A 19,001-nucleotide genomic window follows, 5' to 3' on the forward strand; every position below is an offset into this window, starting at 1 on the left:
TGCGGCTCAGCGGACCTGGATCTGGTCGTAGACGGGAACGCTGAAGGGGTTGAGCGCCACGTTCGCGAGGCGCGCGGAGTAGCCGGCGCTCCCGTTCTGGTACCAGAGCGGGATGGCGGCCATGTTGTCCCGCACGACGCCCTCGGCCTGCTGGAACAGCCCCACGGCGGCCGCCTTGTCGCTCTCGGCGTTCGCCCGGTCGACGAGCTTGTCGAAGTCCTTGTTCGACCACTTGCCGTCGTTGGAGGAGGCGTTCGTGTAGTAGAGCGGCTGGAGGAAGTTCTGGATGAGCGGGTAGTCCATCTGCCATCCGGCGCGGAACGGCCCGGACATCTTGTGCCGCCCGATCTGGTTGCGGAAGTCGGCGAAGGTGCCGACCGGGTTGCCGACGCAGGCCCGGTCGTTGCCGAGGGCGTTGTTGACGGAGTTGCACACGGCGTCCACCCACTCCCGGTGCGAGCCCGAGTCGGCGTTGTACGTGATCCTCACCTGGCCTCCCGGCAGTCCCCCGCCCTCCTGGATGAGCTTCCTGGCCCGGCCCGGGTCGTAGCGGCAGGCGTCGCCGCACAATCCCTCCTTGAAGCCGCCGTCGGTGCCGAGGACGGGTGAGGTCCAGTCACTGGCGGGGGTGCGGGTGTGGTGGAAGATCGTGTCGGTGATCTGGTCCCGGTTGATCGCCATGGACAGGCCGGTGCGGACCTTCTCCATCCCCGGCCTGTTCCAGCGCGGGTCGTAGTAGGGGAAGGCGAGGGTCTGGATGATGCCGGCCGGGGCGGTGAGGTACCGGCCGCCGAGATCCGACTGCACGTTCCTGAGCTGCGAGGCGGGGACGTCGTCGCTGAGGTCGAGGTTGCCGGCCAGGAGATCGGTGTAGGCGGTGTTGCTGTCGGTGTAGACCTTCAGGTCCACACCGTTGTTGCGGGCCTTGTCCGGGCCGGGGTAGGCGTCCCACTTCCGCAGGGACATCATGAAGCCACGCGTGTAGGAGCGGACCAGGTACGGGCCGTTGCCGACGGGCTTCCTCAGCCAGTCCGCGTGGTGGTCGAAGAACGCCCGGGGCAGCGGGGCGAAGGCCACGTAGCCGAGCGTGTCCGGGAAGGTGGAGAACTTCTGGCCCAGCCGGACGGTGAAGGTGCGCCGGCCGGTCACCTTCAGCCCGGAGAGGGTGTCGGCGCTCTGGGCGCCGGAGGCCGGGTGCACCTTGTCGTAGCCCTCGATGTAGCCGAAGAAGTACGCGTTCTTCTGGTCGTTCCTCAGGCTCGCGCCGTAGTTCCAGGCGTCGACGAAGGACCGGGCGGTGACGGGCTCCCCGTTGCTGAACGTCCAGCCGTCCTTGACGGTCACGGTGAAGGTGCGCGAGTCGGCGGTCTCGATCCGCTCGGCGAGCATGTCCTCGGCCGCGCCGGTCCGCGGGTTGTACCGCTTGAGCCCGCGGAAGAGCATGTCGAGCACCTTGCCGCCCTGGACCTCGTTGGTGTTGGCCGGCTCGAGCGGGTTCTGCGGATCGCCCCAGGAGGAGCTGAACACCCCGGGCGCGGTGCCGCCGCCGTCCGCGCCCCCGCCGCAGGCGGCCACCATGAGGACGGCCACCGCCGCCCACGGGGCGAGCCTGGCTCCGCGCATGGGTGCCTCCTCGGGGTGTGCGCCTGACCTCGACGCCGGGACACTGTCCGTTATCGGCCACTATCGACCCGAAGGCCCCTCATCGCACGCACCGCCACCCGACTGGCCGCGCCCCGTCCGTACGACGGCGTCAGGCCCCCACCAGCGGGGCTTCACAGGTGTGGACCAATGACTGCCGCAGCGCCATCGATTCCCTCGTTTCCGCAGGCCAAACGGCATTTGACGCACCGTTGACGGGCGTGGAGCACCGCTGATAGACACACTCATCACCCATCCGGCGTCAGCCGGTCCGGTCCCGATCAAGCCGTTCCCCGATCCGCCGTCCCGTGCACTGATGACGTGAGGTCAGCATCGATGAGCACGCAAGGCCACCACGGCAGAGGGCGCTCGCGCCCGGACCGCCCACGACACCGTTCGCCGCGGCTCGTCGCCGCCGCCCTCACGGTCTCGGCCGTTCTCGCGTCACCCCAGCAGGCCCAGGCGGAACGGGGTGACTCGGTCCTCACCGTGGCGGTCGCGCAGAGCGTGGACTCGCTGAGCCCGTTCCTCGCGACCCGCCTGGTCAGTACCAGCATCAACCGGCTGATGTACGAGTACCTGACCGATTACGACCCGGGGGACGCCCACCCGGTCCCGGGTCTCGCCACCCTCTGGAAGCCGTCCGCCGACAAGCTCACCTGGACGTACACGATCCGCTCCGACGCCACCTGGTCGGACGGCCGGAAGGTCACCGCCGAGGACGCGGCGTGGACGTTCACCAAGATGATGACCGACGAGAAGGCGGCCACGGCGAACGGCAGCTTCGTCGCCAATTTCAGGAAGGTCACGGCCCCGGACCCCACCACGCTCGTCATCGAACTCAAGAAGCCCCAGGCCACGATGACCGCGCTGGACGTGCCCATCGTCCCCAGGCACGTCTGGGAGAAGGTCGGGGACTTCGGGACGTTCAACAACGACAAGAGCTTCCCCGTCGTCGGTGACGGCCCGTTCGTGCTCACCGACTACAAGCCCGACAGCTATGTGCGGCTCAAGCCCAACAAGAGCTTCTGGCGGGGCGCCCCCAAGTTCGACGAGCTGGTGTTCCGGTACTACAAGGACCAGGACGCGGCGGTGGCCGCCCTGCGCAAGGGAGAGGTCTCCTTCGTCGCGGGCTCCCCGTCCCTGACTCCCGCTCAGGCGGCCTCCCTCGAGGGTGAGAAGAACATCAGGGTCAACGACGCCCCGGGCCGCCGTTTCTACGCCATCGCCACCAATCCCGGCGCCCGCGCGAAGAACGGGCAGAAGTTCGGCGACGGCGACCCGTCCCTCCTGGACGAGCGGGTGCGGCACGCCCTGTTCATGGCGGTCGACCGCAGGACGCTCGTCGACAAGGTGTTCCAGGGCCACGCCGTCGAGGGCCAGGGCTACATACCGCCCCGCTTCTCCACGTACTTCTGGAAGCCGTCGGCGAGCCAGGACCTGGCCTACGACCCGGCGAAGGCCGGCCGGCTCCTCGACCAGGCGGGCTACCGGAAGAACGCCGACGGCAGGCGCGTGGGCAGGGACGGCAAGCCCCTCACCTACCGCATGCTGTGCCACGCCACCGACCCGAACGACAAGGCGGTCGGCCAGTACCTCAAGGAGTGGTGGGGCAGGCTCGGCATCGGCCTGACCCTCGACTGCCTCGACAACGTGACCGACCCCTGGCTCGCCGGCAAGTACGACCTCGCCTTCGACGGCTGGTCCGTCAACCCCGACCCCGACTTCGTGCTGTCGATCCACACCTGCGCGGCGCTCCCGGCGACCCCCAAGGACACCGGCGCCACGGACAACTTCATCTGCGACAAGGCGTACGACGACCTCTACGCCCGGCAGCTCGCGGAGTACGACCCCGCCGCCCGCGCCGCCCTCGTCAAGCAGGCGGAGTCGCGGCTGTACGACCTCGGCTACATGAACGTCATGGCGTACCCGAACGCGGTCGAGGCCTACCGGACGGACCAGATCGCGTCGATCACGACCATGCCTTCGAAGGCGGGCAACATCTACGGCCAGGACGGCTACTGGAGCTGGTGGTCGGCCGTACCGGCGGACTCCGCCGGCTCCTCGGGCGGTTCCTCGTCCACCGGGGTCGTCATCGGCATCGTCGCGGGCGTCGTGGTCCTCGCGGGCGCCGGGGGACTCCTCGCCCTGCGGCGTCGCGCCACCGCCGAGGACCGTGAGTAGTGGAACCGGCGCGCGAGCTGCGGACACGGGCGGGCACCGGGTACCCGCGGTACGCGGCGGGCAAGGCGGGCGGCGCCGCCGTCTCCCTGCTCGCCGTCCTGGTGACCGGTTTCTTCCTCTTCCGCCTGATCCCCGGCGACCCGGTGAAGTTCATGACGGGCGGCCGTCCGGTGTCGGCCGAGCAACTGGCCGCCTACCGCCGGGAGTTCGGTCTCGACCTGCCGTTGTGGCGGCAGTTCACGGACTACTGCGGCAAGGCGCTCACGGGTGATCTCGGCACGTCGTACCAGTTCCGGACCCCCGTGATCGACAAGATCACCGAGGCGCTGCCGAACACGCTGCTGCTCACCGGCACCGCGTTCGTCCTCTACACGCTCCTGGGCATCGTTCTCGGCACCCGCTCGGCGTGGCGCCACGGCCGCCTCGGCGACCGGCTCAACACCGGTCTGGCGCTGACCCTGTACTCGGTCCCCTCCTTCTGGCTGGGCCTGCTGCTCATCATCGTGTTCGCGGTGGGCGTGGGCCCGGTCCCGGGTCTGTTCCCGACCGGCGGCATGGAGTCGGGCGGTGAGGAGGGCTTCGCGCACGCCGTCGACGTCGCCCACCATCTCGTCCTGCCGGTGATCACGCTGGTCGCGGTCGAATACGGGCAGACGCTGCTGGTGACCCGCTCGGCACTGCTGGACGAGATGGGCAGCGACTATCTGACCACCGCACGCGCCAAGGGCCTCAGGGACGACCTGGTCCGGCGCCGGCACGCCGTGCCGAACGCGCTGCTGCCGACCGTGACCCTGATCTTCGTCAACCTCGGACGGACGGTCGCGGGAGTGATCCTCGTGGAGACGGTGTTCTCCTGGCCCGGCCTCGGCGGCCTGTTCTACCAGGCGCTGAGCGTTCCCGACCTCCCCCTGGTCCAGGGGCTGTTCCTCGTCTTCGCCTCGGCGGTGATCCTCATGAACACGCTGGCCGACCTGATCTATCCGCTGCTCGACCCCCGGGTGGGCCGATGACGACCGACACGACTCCCCCGGGCGGACCGGCCCGTACCGACCCGGCTCCCCCGGCGGCGAAGGCGAGCCCGCGCACGCTCACCTGGCAGCGGCGCCGCCGCTCCGCCGCCCGCTTCTGGGCCCGCTACCGCACGCACCGCGCCGGGCTCGTGGGCCTGGCCGTCCTCGGCGTGTTCGCCCTGGTCGCGCTGACCGCGCCGCTGACCGTCGGCTCCGACGTGGCCAGTGTGACGGGCGCGCGGGGCCGGCCGCTGGAGCATCCGAGCGGTGCGTTCCCGCTGGGCACGGACCGGTTCGGGCGGGACCTGCTGGGCCTGCTGGTGTGGGGCTCGCGGATCTCGCTGCTGGTCGGGCTGCTCGCGGCGGTGCTGTCGGTGGCGATCGGCGCGCTGGTCGGGATCACCGCCGGGCACTTCCGCGGCGCGTACGCCACCGTGCTGATGCGGGTCACGGACTGGTTCCTGGTGATGCCGACGCTGGTCCTCGCCATCGCGCTCGCCACCGTGATGTCCCGCTCGCTCGGCACGGTCGTCCTGGCGATCGGCGTGACGACCTGGCCGACCACGGCCCGGCTGGTGCGGGCGCAGACCCTGGCGGTGGAGTCCCGGCCCTACATCGAGCGGGCGCGGGCGCTCGGCGGCGGCCACGCGCACATCATGCTCCGGCACGTCCTGCCGAACGTGATGCCGCTGGTACTGGCGCAGACGACCCTGATGATCTCGTCCTCCATCCTCGCCGAGGCAACACTGGCGTTCCTCGGCATGGGCGATCCGACGGTCGTCTCCTGGGGCGGTCTGCTCCAGGACGCCCGCGAGGCGGGCGCGGTCAGCTCCGGCGACTGGTGGTACCTGGTGCCGCCGGGCATCGCGATCGCCGTCGTCGCCCTCGCGTTCACCCTGTGCGGGCGCGCGGTGGAGACGGTCCTGAACCCCAGGTTGGCGGTGGACCGTTGACGCTGCTGGAGGTACGGGACCTGGAGGTGACCTACGCCGGCGGGGCCGCCGCCGTGCGGGGCGTCGACCTGGTGCTGGAGGCCGGACAGAAGCTCGGCATCGCGGGCGAGTCGGGCTGCGGGAAGTCCACCCTGGCGCTGGCCCTGCTGCGGCTGCTGCCGTCCGGCGCCCGGGTCGGCGGGCAGGTGCTGCTGCACGGCGAGGACGTGCTGGCGATGCGGTGGGGGCGGGTCCGCGCGGTCCGCTGGGCGGGGGCCTCGATCGTCTTCCAGGGCGCGATGCACTCCCTGAACCCGGTGCACCGGGTCGGCGACCAGATCGCCGAGCCGATCCTGCTGCACCGGAAGGCGACCGCGGCCGGGGCCAAGCGGCGGACCGGCGAGCTGCTGGAGCAGGTGGGCCTGCCGGCCGCGCGGGCGACGGCGTTCCCCCACGAGCTGTCCGGCGGCCAGCGCCAGCGCGTGATGATCGCCATGGCGCTGGCCTGCGATCCGCGGCTGGTCGTCGCCGACGAGCCGACGACGGCCCTGGACGTGATGATCCAGGCGCAGATCCTGCGGCTGATCGGTGAGCTCGTGACCGGACAGGACCTGGGCCTGATCATGATCAGTCATGATCTGGCCGTCCTCGCCGAGACGTGCGACCGGCTGGCGGTGATGTACGCGGGCCGGGTGGTCGAGGAGGGCCCGGCCCGGCAGCTCTACGACGACGCGCGGCATCCGTACGCCGCCGCCCTGTCGGCGGCGTTTCCCCGCATCGGCGATCCGGCCTCCCGCTACGCCCCGCGCGGCCTGCCGGGCGATCCGCCCGACCCCTCCGCCCTGCCGTCCGGCTGCGCCTTCCATCCGCGCTGCCCGGTGGCCCTGGACCAGTGCACCACGAACGACCAGGAGTTGCGGGACGCCGGCCCGGACCGCCGGGCGGCCTGCGTGCATGTGCCGCCGGGGCCGGCTCCCGGTCCGACGGCGGCTCAGGACGCGAGGAGCACACCATGACGACTGCACCGCTGCTGAGCGCACGGGGGCTGCGGGTGACGTTCCCGGGACGGGGTGGGGGCGCGCCGTCCCGCGCGGTGGACGGGGTGGATCTCGACATCCGCCCAGGGGAGATCGTGGCGCTGGTCGGCGAGTCGGGCTGCGGCAAGACGACGCTGGCCCGCACGCTGCTCGGCCTGGTGACGCCGACGTCCGGGAGCGTCGCCTTCGCGGGGCGACCGCTGGACCACTCCTCACGGGCCCTGAAGGCGTACCGCAGACGCGTCCAGCTCGTGCTCCAGGACCCGAGCGGATCGCTCAACCCCCGGCACACGGTGTACGAGGCGGTGGCGGAGGGCCTGCGGATCCACGGGTACGGCGGGGACGAGCAGGCGGCGGTGTCGGGTGCCCTCTCCCGGGCGGGACTGCGCCCCCCGGAGCGCTTCTTCCTGCGCCACCCGCACGAGTTGTCCGGCGGGCAGCGGCAACGCGTGGTCATCGCGGGCGCGTTGGTCCTCGAACCCGAGCTGCTCGTCGCCGACGAGCCGGTGGCCTCCCTCGACGCCTCGGTGCGCGGCGAGATCCTGGCCCTGCTGCTGCGCCTGCGCACCGAACTGGGTCTGTCCGCGCTGGTGGTGACGCACGATCTGGGTCTGGCGTGGAACATCGCGGACCGGGTGGCGGTGATGTACCTGGGACGGATCGTGGAGACGGGCGACGTGGAACAGGTCCTGACGGCCCCGCGGCACCCCTACACCCGGGCGCTGCTCTCGGTCCTCCCGGAAGCCCCGGGCAGCCCCGTCGTCCTGTCCGGCGAACCCCCGGACCCCTCCCGCATCCCCACGGGCTGCCGCTTCCACCCCCGCTGCCAGATCCTGGCGGGCGGGGAGGCGGAGCGAGCGGGCGTCGCGGACGCGTGCCGGACCCGGGACCTGGAGGTGCTGGGCGGCGGCGACGGGGGGCGGGTGGCGTGCCATTGGGCCCGGGCCGGGGTGGCCGCGAGCGGCGAGGACCGCCCCGGCCTCACGGATTGAGGTCGAGCACGCGGACCCGGCGCCCCTTCCAGCTCCCCGGAACGACGGTGGCGACCCCGGCTCCGTCAGGTCGTTCCGGCGTCGGCTGAGCCGTGTGCTCGATCTGTGCCGGTGCCCAGGTGGTGTCACGGGCGACGACCCACTCGCCTACCGGCCCAGGACACGGGTACGTACCCGTACCCGTACGCCGTTCTGGTCGTCGCCCACCAGCGGCAGCCTGTGACAGGAGCCGAAAAGCCGGTTCCCGGCACCTGTGTGTGGTGCCGGGAACCTGGCCGCGTCCGGGAGACGTCACGCCGCGTGGACGACGTCCTTCTCTTCGGCGAAGTGGCAGGCCGACTCGTGGGCCGCCGGGGAGTCCGAGTCCTTGAAGCGCTCGGGGATCGCCAGCAGCGGCACCTCCTCGGCGCACTTGTCCTGGGCCTTCCAGCAGCGGGTGCGGAAGCGGCAGCCCGAGGGCGGGTTGGCCGGGGACGGCACGTCGCCGGTGAGGATGATCCGCTCGCGGTGCTCACGGGCCTCCGGGTCCGGCACGGGAACCGCCGACAGCAGCGCCTGGGTGTAGGGGTGCGTCGGGTGGTCGTAGATCTGCTCGTCGGTGCCGATCTCCGCGATCTTGCCGAGGTACATCACGCCCACGCGGTCCGAGATGTGCCGGACGATCGACAGGTCGTGCGCGATGAAGACGTAGGACAGGTCGAACTCGTCCTGCAGTCGCTCCATCAGGTTGATGACCTGCGCCTGGACGGAGACGTCCAGGGCGGAGACCGGCTCGTCGCAGATGATGATCTCGGGGTTGAGCGCCAGGCCGCGGGCGATGCCGATGCGCTGGCGCTGACCGCCGGAGAACTGGTGCGGGTAGCGGTTGATGTGCTCCGGGTTGAGACCGACGACGTCCAGGAGTTCCTGCACCTTGCGGCGCCGGTCGCCCTTCGGGGCCGCCTCGGGGTGGATCTCGAAGGGTTCGCCGATGATGTCGCCGACCGTCATCCGCGGGTTGAGCGAGGTGTACGGGTCCTGGAACACCATCTGGATGTTCCGGCGCACCGCCTTCAGGGCGCGGCCGGACAGCTTGGTGATGTCCTGGCCCTTGTAGAACACCTCGCCCGCGGTGGGCCGTTCGAGGTTCATCAGCAGCTTGGCGACGGTGGACTTGCCGCAGCCGGACTCGCCGACGATGCCCAGGGTCTCGCCCTGGTACAGGTCGAAGGAGACGCCGTCGACGGCCTTCACCGCGCCGATCTGACGCTTGATCACGATGCCCTGGGTGAGCGGGAAGTGCTTCACCAGGTTGCGCACCTGGAGGATCGGCTCCCCGCGCCGGACCGGGGCCTCGACGGCGGCGACGGCCGCCTCTTCGGTGGGTGCGTCGACCTTGTCCACCGGGACGGTGTTCGGGGTCTCAGCCACGTCCCGGGCCGTGGGCTCAGCCATGGAGGGTCTCCTTCCAGAAGTGGCACGCGCTGCGGCGGCCGGGCAGCTCCCGGCCCTCCTCACCGGTGACCGGGAACAGCGGCGGGACGTCCGTACGGCACACGTCCTGCGCCTTCGGGCAGCGCGGGTTGAAGGCGCAGCCGCTCGGGATCCGCAGCAGGTTGGGCGGCAGGCCCTTGATCGCGTACAGCTCCTGGCCCTTCTGGTCCAGGCGCGGGATGGAGTCGAGCAGACCCCGGGTGTACGGGTGGGCGGGGTTCTTGTACAGCTCGTGCACCGGGGCGGTCTCGACGATCCGGCCCGCGTACATGACCGCGATCTTGTCCGCGACGTCGGCGACCACGCCGAGGTCGTGGGTGATCAGGATCAGGCCCATGTTGTACTCGCGCTTGAGCTCCGCGAGCAGGTCCATGACCTGAGCCTGGACCGTCACGTCGAGCGCGGTGGTCGGCTCGTCGGCGATGATCAGGTCGGGCTCCAGGGCGAGCGCCATGGCGATCATGATGCGCTGGCGCATACCGCCGGAGAACTGGTGCGGGTAGTCGTTGATCCGGGCCGCGGCGGCCGGGATCTTCACCCGGTCCATCAGCTCGATGGCCTTGGCCTTGGCCTGCTTGCGGGACATGCCCTGGTGCACCCGGAACATCTCGCCGAGCTGGTAGCCGACGGTCAGCACCGGGTTGAGCGAGGAGAGCGCGTCCTGGAAGATCATCGCGATCTTGGCGCCGCGGAGCTTCCGGCGCTCCTCGCCGGACATCTTCAGCATGTCCTGACCGCGGAAGAGGATCTCCCCCTTCGGGATGCGGGCCGGCGGCATGTCCAGGATGCCCATGATCGCCTGCGCGGTGACCGACTTGCCGGACCCGGACTCGCCGAGCACGGCGAGCGTCTCGCCCGCGCTGACGGTGTAGTTGACGCCGTTGACCGCCTTGGCCACGCCCTCCCGGGTGTGGAACTCGACGTGCAGGTCGCGGACCTCCAGCAGCGGCGTGTGCTCGTCGCCGGTGCGACGTGCGGCGGGGACGGCGTCCTCGATGATGGTCATGGGTTACGCCCTCCTCAGCGCAGCTTGGGGTCGAAGGCGTCGCGGACCACGTCGCCGAGCATGATGAACGCGAGCACCGTCAGGCTCAGCGCGCCGGCCGGGAACAGCAGGGCGTGCGGCGAGGTGAGCCAGCGGTCCTGGGCGTCGCTGATCATCAGACCCCAGGAGATGTCCGGGGACTGAACGCCGATGCCCAGGTAGGACAGCGCGGCCTCGGCGGCGATGTAGACGCCCAGGTTCATCGTGGAGACGACCACGATCGGGGCGAGCGTGTTGGGCAGGATGTGCCGGAAGGCGATCCGCATGGGCCCCGCGCCGAGCGCCCGGGCGGCGGCGACGTAGTCGTTGTACTTGTTGCCGATGACCTCACCGCGCATGATCCGGTAGACCTGCGGCCAGCCGAGGACCGACAGCACGATGGCGACCGTCCACACGTTGCTGCTGCCGACCATCGACATGATCAGCAGACCGCCGATGAGGATCGGCAGCGCGTAGAAGATCTCCGAGAAGCGGGAGATCAGCGAGTCGATCCAGCCGCCCGTCAGGCCGGCCAGCATGCCGATGACGGCGCCGAGCACCGTGGTCAGGACGGTGGAGACCACACCGACGATGATCGAGTTGCGGGTGCCCCACACCGTGCGGGTGTAGATGTCGCAGCCCTGGACGTCGTAGCCGAACCAGTGGCCGCTGCGCGGGCCGTCCATGGAGTGCATCAGGTCGCAGAAACCGGGGCTGAACGGGGACCGGGCGGTGAACATGCCCGGCGCGACGGCCAGCACCAGCAGGAACAGGATGACGAAAGCCGAAATGAGGAACATGGGCCGCTTGCGCAGGTCGCGCCAGCCGTCGCTCCACAGGCTGGCGACGCGCTCCGGCCTGCCCTCCGGGTCCGGCGCCTTGGCCGTGGGGCCGTCGGCGGGCACGGGCCGTTCGATGATCTGTTCACTCATAGCGGATCCTCGGGTCGAGCACGGCGTAGAGGACGTCGACGACGAGGTTGGCCACCAGGTAGATCAGGATGAGCAGGGTGACCAGGCCCACGACGACGGGCCCCTCGCGAAGGGAGACGGACTGGGCCAACTGACCGCCGATGCCGGGGAGGTTGAAGACCCGCTCCGTGATGATCGCGCCACCCATCAGCGAACCGAGGTCCATGCCGAGGAAGGTGACGACGGGGATGAGGGAGTTGCGCAGCGCGTGGATGCCGATGACGCGGCGGCGCGGCAGTCCCTTGGCGATGGCGGTGCGGACGTAGTCGGAGCGGACCGACTCGATCATGCTGGTCCGGGTCAGCCGGGCGATGTACGCCATCGACGTGGCGGCCAGCACCAGGCCGGGCAGCACATAGCTGGCGGGCCAGCCGTCCTCGATGCCCGCGACCGGCGTCAGCTTGAACTTGACGCCCAGTTCGAGCTGGAGGACGTTGCCGAGCACGAACACCGGGATGGAGATCAGGAACAGCGTGGCGACGAAGACCACGTTGTCCGCGAACCTCCCGCGCTTCAGCGCCGAGAGGATACCGGCCAGGATGCCGATGACCGCCTCGAAGCCGAACGCCGTCAGCGACAGCTTCAGCGTCACCGGGAAGCGCTGGGCGACGATGTCACTGATCGACCGGCCGGTGTAGGTGGTGCCCAGATCGCCCCGGAAGACGCCGCTGATGTAGTGCCAGTACTGCACCACCAGGGGGTCGTCGAGGTGGTACTGCGCGCGCAGCACCGCGGCGAGGTGGGGGCTCTGCTTCTCGCCCATCAGGGCCCGGATCGGGTCGCCCGGCAGCAGGAAGACCAGGCAGTAGATGAGGAACGTGACGCCTATGAGTACAGGGATCGCCTGCAGCACTCGGCGCACGACGAATCGGCCCATTGGTTCTCCAAGGAATGCTGGCCCGATCCGGCGCCCCGGGGGAAGGCGCTCGCCGATCGGACCCAACGGCGAAGAGGGTGGGCGGGAGAGCCGTCGTGCTCCGGCGGTTCCCCCTGCCCACCCCGTTGTCCGCTACTTCACGTCGCGGACGCGGTTCTCGGCTTCTTCGCTCAGGCGAGCTTCACGCTCGTCCAGTCGATCTGGTGAGCGATGATGTTCATCGAGCTGATCTTGTCGCTGAAGCCCGTGTTCAGGCGGTAGAAGTACACCGGGATGTACGGCAGGTCCTTGATCAGGACGTCGTCCGCCTCCTGGTACTTCTTGGCGGCGTCGGCCTGGCTGGGGGCCTGGTCGCCCTCGCTGAGCAGCTTCTCGAACTGGTCGTTGGTGTAGCCCGCGTAGTTCGAGCCGTTCTCGATGGCGTCCTTGGAGAAGATCGGGCGGAGGAAGTCCTCCATGTTCGGGTAGTCCATCTGCCAGCCCATCCGGAAGGCGCCCTGGTACTTCTTGGCGTCCAGGTCGTTCAGGATGCTCTGGAACTGCTCGAACGGCTTGGGCGTCACCTTGATGCCGAGGGCACTCTGGATCTGGTTGGCCACGGCCTCGACCCAGGTCTTGTGGTCGCCGTCCGCGTTGTAGCCGATCTCCAGGGCGTTGCCGGGCAGACCGCCGGCCTCCTTGTAGAGCTGCTTCGCCTTGGTCGGGTTGTAGGTGCAGGCCTCACCGCAGGCGCCCTTGCGGTAGCCGTCGATCAGCGGTGGGACGTAGTCGTCGGCCGGGGTACGGGCGCCCAGGAACACCTTCTGGGCGATCGTGTTCCGGTCGATGGACATGGAGATGGCCTCGCGGAGCTTCGGGTTCTGGAAGGCCTTGTTGTACTTCAGCGGGAAGCCGATGTAACCGACCGCGCCCTCGGGGACGTCGATGGTGTGGCCCGGCAGGTCCTTCTTGTACGTGGCCAGACCCGAGGTCGGGACCACCGGGAGGACGTCGAGGTTGCCCGCGACCAGGTCCTTGTAGGCGGTGTCCTGGTTCGAGTAGACCTTGAAGTCGATGCCCTTGACCTGGTAGCTGGAGGCGCCGGGGTACTTGTCGTACTTGACCAGGCTGATGCCCTCGTTGTCGACGAAGGACGTCTTCGCCTCGTAGGGGCCGTTGCCGATCGGCTTCTTGCCGAAGCCCTTCGGGTCCTTGAAGAACGCCTTCGGCAGCGGCACGAAGCCGGTGAACGAGAGCTGGGCCGGGAAGGCCGAGAACGGCGCCGTCAGGGTGACCTGGAGCGTGTTGTCGTCGATCGCCTTCAGGCCGGACATCTTGTGGACCTTGACGGTCTTCTTCGGGCCCGGGTTGAGGTCCGCGTAGCCCTGGATGTGACTGAAGAGCGGATTGGTCTGCTGGGCGTTGGTCTGGTCGGCGCCGTAGTTCCAGGCGTCGACGTACGACTGCGCGGTGACCTGCTCGCCGTTGTGGAACGTGAAGCCCGGCTTCAGCTTGATCGTCCAGACCTTGTTGTCCTTGGTGGTGATGGACTGGGCCTCGTCGTTGACGATCTTGTTGTTCGGGTCGATCTTCGTGAGACCGGTGAACAGGGCGTGGATGACCTGGCCGCCCTCGGTCTCGTAGGTGTTCGACGGGACCAGCGTGTTCTGCGGCTGGCCTATCTCGACCGACACCACGCCGTCGCTCTTACCGCCGGCGTTGCCGTTGCCAGTGTGCCCACCGCCACCACAGGCGGTCGCGCCCATGGCCACGACTGTCGCCACCGCAGCCCACTTGGCGCTCTTGGCACCACGCATGGGGCTCCTCCTCATGAGTCCATTGGTTCACCGCATGGAGGGGCACGAGACACATCACCGTCACCGGTGCCTGAAATGGTCAGGTGCCCCCGCGCTCGTGAGTCGGCGCCGCCAGCGGCGTGACCCGTTGATCCGAGCTCTACGCGCCTAACTATCTGCCATCGGCCAGGGACGAACCACACCCCTAAGGTCTCGGTTCCATCACACCTGAGCCGTACATCTTCCAAAATCCGGACAAACGGTTTGCCGAAAGATCCCTGCGAAACGGACTTGTTACACATCTACCGGAGCAAGGTGTCCGCATTCCGGACACTCGGTGGTGAAAAACCGGTTGCGATTAAGGTGAAGACGTGCGGGGGTCCTGTCGGCGTACGCACACGCCGATGCGCAGCGCGCATGCGCCCTCCCGTTTCCGTCAACGGCCGCCCGGCGGGACTCGTCCGCCGGCGATCCGCCCGGCATGGCCGGAATGCACCTGCGCAGCAGGGTAGTGCGCATCGGCAGGGCTGCGCGGCCGCCCGTGCGAAGTGAAGGGTTTTCCCTATCCCGGGTGCACGTCAGGGCCGGGCACCCCGCTAGCGGAGCGCCCGGCCCTGACGTGGGTGGCCGGAATCAGCCGTGCTTGGCGCGGCTCGCGGCGCGGGCGCGCTCCCGCTGGTCCAGGACGACCTTGCGGATGCGGACCGCCTCCGGGGTCACCTCGACGCACTCGTCGTCGCGGCAGAACTCCAGGGACTGCTCGAGCGACAGCTTGCGCGGCGGCACGATCGACTCGGCGATGTCGGCCGTGGCCGAGCGGATGTTGGTGAGCTTCTTCTCCTTGGTGATGTTGACGTCCATGTCGTCGGAGCGGGAGTTCTCGCCGACGATCATGCCCTCGTACACCTCGGTGCCCGGCTCCACGAACAGCGTGCCGCGCTCCTGGAGGTTCGTCATCGCGAAGGCGGTGACGGTGCCGGAGCGGTCGGCCACCAGCGAGCCGTTGTTACGGGTCTGGAGCGGGCCGGCCCAGGGCTCGAAGCCCTCGTGGATGGAGTGGCCGATGCCCGTGCCGCGGGTGCTGGTCAGGAACTCGGTACGGAAGCCGATGAGACCGCGGGAGGGCACCACGAACTCCATGCGCACCCAGCCCGAGCCGTGGTTGGACATGTTGTCCATGCGGCCCTTGCGGACGCCCATGAGCTGGGTGACCGCGCCCATGTGCTCCTCGGGCACGTCGATCGTCATGCGCTCGAACGGCTCGTACGTCTTGCCGTCGATCTCCTTGGTGACGACCTGCGGCTTGCCGACGGTCAGCTCGTAGCCCTCGCGGCGCATCTGCTCGACCAGGATGGCCAGCGCCAGCTCACCGCGGCCCTGCACCTCCCAGGCGTCCGGGCGGTCGGTGTCCAGCACCCGGAGGCTGACGTTGCCGATCAGCTCTCGGTCGAGGCGGTCCTTGACCTGGCGCGCGGTGACCTTGCGGTCCTTGACCGTGGCCTTGGCGTTGGCGCCCTTGCCGGTGCCGCCCCTGCCGACCAGCGGCGAGGTGTTGGTACCGATGACCATGGAGATCGCGGGCTCGTCGACCGTGATCAGCGGCAGCGCGACGGGGTTCTCCGGGTCGGCCAGGGTCTCGCCGATCATGATCTCGGGGATGCCGGCGACGGCACAGATGTCACCCGGGCCGGCCTTCTCGGCGGGCTTGCGGGTGAGCGCCTCGGTCATCATCAGCTCGCTGATGCGGACGTTGCTGATCGTCCCGTCGCGCTTGATCCAGGCGACGGTCTGGCCCTTGCGCAGCTCGCCCTGCTCGACGCGGAGCAGCGCGATGCGGCCGAGGAAGTTGTCGGCGTCGAGGTTGGTGACGTGGGCCTGGAGCGGGGCGTCCTCGTCGTAGGTCGGGGCCGGGATGTGCTCCAGGATGGTGGAGAAGAACGGCTCCAGGCTGGTGGAGTCGGCCGGGACCGTGCCGTTCTCCGGCTTGGTGAGGGAGGCGATGCCGTCGCGGCCGCAGGCGTAGACGATCGGGAACTCGATCTGCTCCTCGTCCGCGTCCAGGTCGAGGAAGAGGTCGTAGGTCTCGTTCACGACCTCGTCGATACGGGCGTCGGGCCGGTCCGTCTTGTTGATGCACAGGATGACGGGCAGCCGGGCCTGGAGCGCCTTGCGCAGCACGAAACGGGTCTGCGGCAGCGGGCCCTCGGAGGCGTCGACGAGCAGGACGACGCCGTCCACCATCGACAGGCCGCGCTCGACCTCGCCGCCGAAGTCGGCGTGGCCGGGGGTGTCGATGATGTTGATGGTGATGGGGTCCCCGCCGTCCTTCGGGTGGTACTTCACCGCGGTGTTCTTGGCGAGGATCGTGATGCCCTTCTCACGCTCCAGGTCGTTGGAGTCCATGACGCGGTCGTCGACCTGCTCGAGCTGGTGGGCGGCGAAGGCACCGGCCTGCTTCAGCATGCCGTCGACGATGGTCGTCTTGCCGTGGTCGACGTGGGCGACGATGGCGACATTGCGGATGTCGTGACGCGTTGCAGTCACAGCCATATTGCGGCGTACTCCCGGAGTGGTGAGGACGGCTGCGCGTACGTCCTCGGTACGCGCGCCCTGCCGGGCTGAACATGCCGCGGCCTTACCCCATGGTACGGGGGTGCTGCCGCTAAGGGGTCCTTGCACTATGAGCGCCCGATGAGGTCGCGTGGTCTGGTGCCGTGCATCGCAAGGCGCCGGAGAGTCCTGGTAGCGGAGCTACCAGGGCTTTTCGGCAACGCGGCGAGGTGCGGTGCCAGGCCGCGCGACCCGGGCGGGCATAGTGCAAGGACCCCTCAGGGGGGCCGGGAGGTTGGGCGCAGTGCGGCTCCGCACCTACGACGACGGGCTCGCCGACGGTTTCGCGCTCTTCTTCAGGTAGCCCATGTCCTCGTAGACCGGGGTCTGAAAGCCCCACGCGCCCGCGTTCGCCAGGTTGGTGCGGGTGACCGTGAGCTGGGGGCGCTGGTAGAGCGGGATGGAGGCCGCCGTGGCCCAGATGCGGGCGTCGGCCTTGCGGACCAGGTCCCGTTCCTCGCCCTCGTCCAGCGTGGCGATCGCCTGGTCGAAGATCTGGTCCACCTGGTCGGTGCCGACCCGGGTGTAGTTCTGTTCGACGCTGAGCGACCCGTCCGCCGCCGGTACCGGTTTGGCGAAGATCGGCCGGGCGTCGGTCGCGGGGAACGCGGTCGCGGGCCAGGAGTACAGCGCCAGGTCGTAGTCCCCGGACGCGATGTGGTCCTTGAAGTAGCTGTCGTCGGGGACGTCGGCGATCTCCGTGCGGATCCCGATCTTCTCCAGCATGCGGGCGATGCGGTCGCCGACCGTCCGCAGGGTCTTCGAGCCCGGTCCGGACGGCAGCACGAAGCGGAGTTGCAGCGCCTTGCCGTCCTTGGCGAACACCCCGGAGGCCGCGCCGCCAGGAGCGGCCGTGCCCTTGGGCGCGTACGCCCCCGGGGCCCCGCCCGCGCGCCGGGGGTCCTGCCGGAGCTCGCCGTCGAGGTGCTTGCCCGCCTGTTCGTCGGCGGGCTTGTTCGCGTGGTCGCCCGGGTCGTGCTGGGCGGGCGGCTTGTCGTCCTGGCCGACGATGCGGGCGCCGTCGTCGGCCGTGCCGTCCCCGGCCCCGTTACCTTCGGGTCCGGCCGCGCCCTTCTTCTTTTTCGGCTCCTCCTTGACCTGGCCGCCGGGCACCCACCCGGCCTCGGTCAGCAGCGCCCGGGCCTGGGCGGTGTCCTGTTTGCCGAGGGAGCCGCTGTTGTCCTGGTAGGCGTCCTGCCCGGCGAGCGCGAGATGGCTGCCGACCGGCACGGCGGGCAGCCCCAGCGGCTTGAGGACCAGCCCGGCCAGCTCGGTGCGGTCCAGGGCGCGGGCCACCGCCCGGCGCACCCGCTCGTCGGCGAGCGGTCCCCGGGAGCCGTTGAGGGCGAGCTGGGTGTAGGCGGGTTCCAGGGACTTGCGGATCACGAAGCCGTGCAGGGCCTGCTGGGCGCCCGGCGCGCCCGCACCGCCGGGGGCCGAGGAGCCCTGGAGGGCCTTGCGACCCTTGCCGCCGGCGGCGGGCGCCACCCGCTCGGCGTCCTCCGGGTCGATCTCCGCCATGTCGACCTTGCCGTCGGCGAGCGCGGCGGCCCGCTGGTCGCGCGGCACGGCCACGAGCACGATTTCGGACAACTTCGCGGGCCGGCCCCACCAGCGCGGGTTGCGGGCGAGGGTGACCTGGCCGCCCTTGTGGTCCACCTTGGCGAGGGAGAACGGGCCGGCGGTGACCTTCAGGCCGCGTCGCGCCGCGTCGTTGAAGCTGTCCGGGGTGCCCGTGACGTCCTTCGGGTACAGCGGCGAGAACAGGGAGCGCCAGTCGGCGTACGGCTTGGCGAAGGTGACCTTGACCTCGAGGTTGTTCGCGCCGCGCTCCACCTTCTCGATGCGGTCGTATCCGGCGTTGCGGGCGGTCCAGTAGGCGTTGTCCTTGCCGGCGAGGGCGCGCCACTGGGCGGCGAAGTCGTCGGCGCCGATCTCCCTGCCGTCGCTCCAGACGGCCTGCTGGTTGAGGCGGTAGACGACGACCTGCTTGGGCTCGGTGGACACCACCTTGGCGGACTCCAGGAAGTCCGCGTCGCGCTGCGGACGGCCGCGCTCGTCCAGCCGGAACAGGGAGGGCAGGACGGCGCCCGCGATCCGGGTGGTCCCCGCGTCGGCGTCGGCCTGGAAGGTGTTCAGGGTCTCGGGCACGGCGTCGACGGCCCAGCGCAGGGTGCCCCCGTCGGCGACCAGGGGGCGCGCGGCGGGAGCGATGTCCTGCGCGGCGACCGGCCGGCTGTCGTTCTCCTCGTCGGAGCTGCAGGCGGCGAGGGTGGCGGCCGCGAGGGCGCCCGCGGTGAGGAACGTGACCGAGCGCAGCACCGCGCGCGGTCCGACGCCGTCGTGGGACATCACGTCTACCTCCGAGGGGCCGCTCCGCGGATGAGCGGGGTTAGGGCGTTATGATCCGTTTTGGGAATATTGGGGGTATATGGAGTTGATCGGATGTATGCGCCCACTGAAGTGGAAAGGGTC

General features: G+C 69.8%; 13 protein-coding genes. 5 read left to right on the forward strand and 8 right to left on the reverse strand.

Annotated elements, in window-relative coordinates; translation table 11 throughout:
* Positions 1 to 6 precede the first annotated feature (6 nt).
* Positions 7 to 1,623, reverse strand: coding sequence for a peptide ABC transporter substrate-binding protein (locus ACZ4SW_RS25485; protein WP_468250153.1), 1,617 nt, complete (start codon positions 1,621 to 1,623; stop codon positions 7 to 9).
* A gap of 354 nt (positions 1,624 to 1,977) precedes the next feature.
* Here ACZ4SW_RS25485 and ACZ4SW_RS25490 point away from each other — a divergent pair, with 354 nt between their 5' ends.
* The 5 genes from ACZ4SW_RS25490 to ACZ4SW_RS25510 are packed head-to-tail and all read left to right on the forward strand — an operon-like array spanning position 1,978 to position 7,796.
* Positions 1,978 to 3,825 (forward strand): ABC transporter substrate-binding protein, encoded by a 1,848-nt coding sequence (locus tag ACZ4SW_RS25490; protein ID WP_468250156.1) that lies wholly within the window; start codon positions 1,978 to 1,980, stop codon positions 3,823 to 3,825.
* On the forward strand, positions 3,825 to 4,835 hold the full coding sequence (locus ACZ4SW_RS25495; protein WP_468250160.1) for an ABC transporter permease: 1,011 nt from the start codon (positions 3,825 to 3,827) through the stop codon (positions 4,833 to 4,835). The genes ACZ4SW_RS25490 and ACZ4SW_RS25495 overlap by 1 nt, the downstream gene beginning before the upstream one ends.
* Positions 4,832 to 5,788 carry an ABC transporter permease gene (locus tag ACZ4SW_RS25500; RefSeq protein WP_468250162.1) on the forward strand — a complete coding sequence of 319 codons (957 nt, stop codon included), beginning with the start codon at positions 4,832 to 4,834 and terminating at the stop codon, positions 5,786 to 5,788. Before ACZ4SW_RS25495 ends, ACZ4SW_RS25500 begins: the two co-directional genes overlap by 4 nt.
* A complete protein-coding gene (locus tag ACZ4SW_RS25505; protein ID WP_468250165.1) occupies positions 5,785 to 6,783 on the forward strand; it encodes an ABC transporter ATP-binding protein in 999 nt (332 codons plus the stop codon). The genes ACZ4SW_RS25500 and ACZ4SW_RS25505 overlap by 4 nt, the downstream gene beginning before the upstream one ends.
* Entirely contained in the window at positions 6,780 to 7,796 is a 1,017-nt protein-coding gene (locus tag ACZ4SW_RS25510; protein WP_468250168.1) for an oligopeptide/dipeptide ABC transporter ATP-binding protein, read from the forward strand. Before ACZ4SW_RS25505 ends, ACZ4SW_RS25510 begins: the two co-directional genes overlap by 4 nt.
* 291 nt (positions 7,797 to 8,087) lie before the next feature.
* Here the strand turns inward: ACZ4SW_RS25510 and ACZ4SW_RS25515 are convergent, their stop codons facing one another.
* The 7 genes from ACZ4SW_RS25515 to ACZ4SW_RS25545 form a co-directional block, all read right to left on the reverse strand.
* Entirely contained in the window at positions 8,088 to 9,230 is a 1,143-nt protein-coding gene (locus ACZ4SW_RS25515) for an ABC transporter ATP-binding protein (protein ID WP_468250171.1), read from the reverse strand.
* The gene (locus ACZ4SW_RS25520; RefSeq protein ID WP_468250174.1) at positions 9,223 to 10,275 is read right to left on the reverse strand and encodes an ABC transporter ATP-binding protein; all 1,053 of its coding nucleotides are present in this window, start codon (positions 10,273 to 10,275) and stop codon (positions 9,223 to 9,225) included. Before ACZ4SW_RS25520 ends, ACZ4SW_RS25515 begins: the two co-directional genes overlap by 8 nt.
* 14 nt (positions 10,276 to 10,289) lie before the next feature.
* Entirely contained in the window at positions 10,290 to 11,225 is a 936-nt protein-coding gene (locus tag ACZ4SW_RS25525; RefSeq protein ID WP_468250177.1) for an ABC transporter permease, read from the reverse strand.
* Complete coding sequence (locus tag ACZ4SW_RS25530) at positions 11,218 to 12,141, reverse strand: ABC transporter permease (RefSeq protein WP_468250180.1); 924 nt, start codon at positions 12,139 to 12,141, stop codon at positions 11,218 to 11,220. Before ACZ4SW_RS25530 ends, ACZ4SW_RS25525 begins: the two co-directional genes overlap by 8 nt.
* 170 nt (positions 12,142 to 12,311) lie before the next feature.
* The gene (locus ACZ4SW_RS25535) at positions 12,312 to 13,937 is read right to left on the reverse strand and encodes a peptide ABC transporter substrate-binding protein (protein ID WP_468250183.1); all 1,626 of its coding nucleotides are present in this window, start codon (positions 13,935 to 13,937) and stop codon (positions 12,312 to 12,314) included.
* A 612-nt stretch (positions 13,938 to 14,549) separates the two neighbouring features.
* The gene (typA, locus tag ACZ4SW_RS25540) at positions 14,550 to 16,466 is read right to left on the reverse strand and encodes a translational GTPase TypA (protein ID WP_468250186.1); all 1,917 of its coding nucleotides are present in this window, start codon (positions 16,464 to 16,466) and stop codon (positions 14,550 to 14,552) included.
* A gap of 318 nt (positions 16,467 to 16,784) precedes the next feature.
* Positions 16,785 to 18,878 carry an ABC transporter family substrate-binding protein gene (locus ACZ4SW_RS25545; protein WP_468250189.1) on the reverse strand — a complete coding sequence of 698 codons (2,094 nt, stop codon included), beginning with the start codon at positions 18,876 to 18,878 and terminating at the stop codon, positions 16,785 to 16,787.
* Between the last annotated feature and the right edge of the window lie 123 nt (positions 18,879 to 19,001).

This window comes from Streptomyces sp. NPDC028331 (assembly GCF_055565775.1).